The 2,512-nt window shown below is 54.2% G+C and carries 3 protein-coding genes; all 3 read right to left on the bottom strand.

What is annotated here, in order from left to right; translation table 11 throughout:
• A partial coding sequence (tssI, locus tag PsAD46_RS05015; RefSeq protein WP_153040691.1) for a type VI secretion system tip protein TssI/VgrG occupies nucleotides 1-896 on the bottom strand: 896 nt, incomplete at its 3' end.
• Between the two features lie 75 nt (nucleotides 897-971).
• Nucleotides 972-1,475: a hypothetical protein gene (locus PsAD46_RS05010; protein WP_063292597.1), complete on the bottom strand. Its 504-nt coding sequence runs from the start codon at nucleotides 1,473-1,475 to the stop codon at nucleotides 972-974.
• Nucleotides 1,475-2,359 (bottom strand): hypothetical protein, encoded by an 885-nt coding sequence (locus PsAD46_RS05005; RefSeq protein WP_063292596.1) that lies wholly within the window; start codon nucleotides 2,357-2,359, stop codon nucleotides 1,475-1,477. The genes PsAD46_RS05010 and PsAD46_RS05005 overlap by 1 nt, the downstream gene beginning before the upstream one ends.
• Nucleotides 2,360-2,512: the final 153 nt, after the last annotated feature.

The raw sequence follows: 2,512 nt of genomic DNA, 5'->3' as shown, positions 1-2,512 counted from the left end.
TTCTTGGCCTCAACACGTGCTGCCTCCAGCCGGTGTTTTGTGAACGGCTTGCCAACACCATCGGCCTTGTAGCGCCCGGGATACTCATAGAGCGCATAGTCTCCAGCTGAACCGTTGTCCTCACCGCGCTGGTGGGCGTGTTGCTGATTGTAAGGTGGGTTCTTGAAGGAATAATCGCGCTGCATGAAGCTGGTGGCTCGCAGCTGCTCACGCAGGACAAAGCTGGAGCAATAGACACCTTTGACAGCCCCGCCCGCCATGCTGTTGTACTCCAACTTTGGCTGGTCCGGCAGCTGCGAGACAATCTGTGGGTTATCAATGAACTGCAGTGTATGCTGGCCGTTGGTACCATAGGTGAAGTAGTACCAGATGCCTTCCTCTGCCGTGATGCGCTCTAAAAAGCTTAAGTGACTTTCCCGGTACTGCACGCAGTATTCGCGGGCCGCGTGGGTGTCTGTCAGATCCCACTTCACATCCTCGACGCCGTGCTCCTTCAGCAGGATCTTGACGATCTCGGGCACGCTCTTTTTCTGAAAGATCCGGCAGTCAGAGCCGTGAGCTAAACGGTGCAGACTGGGCAGCAGCGTCAGCGAATAACTGGTGCGGTGATGGCCTTCATTACCGCGAGCAATCTCAGCAATCACCCCGGAGAGATGGCGCAGGCCCTCGTATTTATGATGGATGGTCAGCGTAGCGGGCGTGTCCAGCAGGCCATGCAAGTCCAGCGCATTGTCATGGCTGGCAAGCTCAATCTGGATCTGTGTGAGCCCATTAAGGCGTTCAGTTGCCGAGAACCCCGTGACCAGCAACTCCGAGTTGGGCTGCGCAGGAGCGGCAAAGGTGAAGGCCAGATCTTGTTCCTGGAAGAGCTGCGGGATTTGGACAATAGCATTCATAACAAACTCACTGGCAAAAGAAAAAACAAAGGACGTACAAGTATTGAGAGTGGTCTGGCGGGCTTCGTTAGGGCTTCACCCCGGCGGCGGATAGGGTTTTCCAGCAGCAGAGGTTGGCGGACACAACATACCGGGAGCAACCAGTACTTCGTTCTTGCGCTGGAAGTCATTCAGGAACGTTTGGTCGCAAGAGCGATACCCTACAAGGATCGCCTGCGCGCGCGCATAGTCGGTGATTACCAATCCGAGAAATGCTCCGCCGACAGCAACGATTAAGAACACGACTGAGAAGCTTTGGGCTGACCGCTTAATCCAATGTTGCCCCCAAGGAGTAATGGCAAGGTGAAGCATAGGTAATGCTGCTCCAGCCAGCAAAAAACGGGATCTACCGCGGACAACTTGTAACAGTTCAGGTTCAGGAGGCTGAGCAAAAATGGCTAGAAGCGCGGGACGCATTACATCCAAGCAGGCGGAAATTCCTATCAAATCGAGAAGGAGCATCACTGCATGGAGGCGACGAATGTCCTGACCGACCCAACGACCAGCAAGTGTGCCCTTATCAATCACCCACCCCAACATCAGTGTCTCCGATAGAGCTGATTATACAAATCTGGACCGCCAAAATGCCAGATGGTCTCACGTTCCAACTGGTTCATAAAGCGGTTGCTGCGACGTTCAAACTCTTCCACTTTCTGCTTCATGGCAACATGTGCAGCATGAATGACCTTGCCGACTTCCTGAACTCCATGAGCGACAGCTTGGCCAGTCCAAAGCAAGGCTGCGCCGAGTTTTTTCTTAATCTGATAGCTTTCTGATAGCTCACTTAACTTGTGCCCGACATAGAGCCCCACAATGATTGCCCCTCCGGTCACAACGACTGCAGGCAGAGCAATCGCAGTAATTGTACCAGCAATAGCAACAGCTCCTGCTGCTGCCAGAGCTCCCGCGGCCATCGCGACCGTACCAATAGCAACGTCGGTAATGATGTTGGCAAACAGCTCGTGATAGAGCTGCTCATCACTCATGACGAACTGCATCACATCGAGTGCGACATAGCAGGTGATCATTATGATCGCATTGGACCTTCCTGCAGATTTAAGTGCCTCTGGGCCAATGCCAAACGCAATGACTTTCGGCGAGGTGGACAGATACCGTGTGCCCTTCAAGGTCTCACGCAAGGCGGAGTATCCCTTAAACACCACGTAGGTCTTGCCGTTCACCACTTTGGTGTAATAGCGCCCCTGCAGGCCGATTTCCTTCAGGAGTGTCTGACCACCCTTCATATCGCGTAGCAGCACTGGCAGGCTCGCTAGGTCAAGGGCACCACCCGTTGTTACTCCAAGGCTTTGATGGCTATCTACCACCGCTTGCGCAAAGAGCTCCATATCCATCACGACAGCTTCATCCTGGCGTGGGTTGATGAGCTCTGCTGCCATGCGTTGTTCTGCGAGCGGATAGACCATCAGAATATCTCCTTGTGCGACTGTTCCCCTGGCCTGACCATCAAGCGGTGGCCGGGAAACTGATCCAGAAAGCCCCGGATCTCCAGCTCTTCGGACAGATCTTCATGCAGTGCATCTGACGAGCGCTCAGGCCGGTCACGGCCTTGCAAGACC

It is taken from the genome of Pseudovibrio sp. Ad46, assembly GCF_001623065.1.
Lineage (GTDB): Bacteria > Pseudomonadota > Alphaproteobacteria > Rhizobiales > Stappiaceae > Pseudovibrio.
The sequence above is the reverse complement of the archived record's forward strand: the minus strand, read 5'-3'. Positions and strand labels throughout refer to the sequence as shown.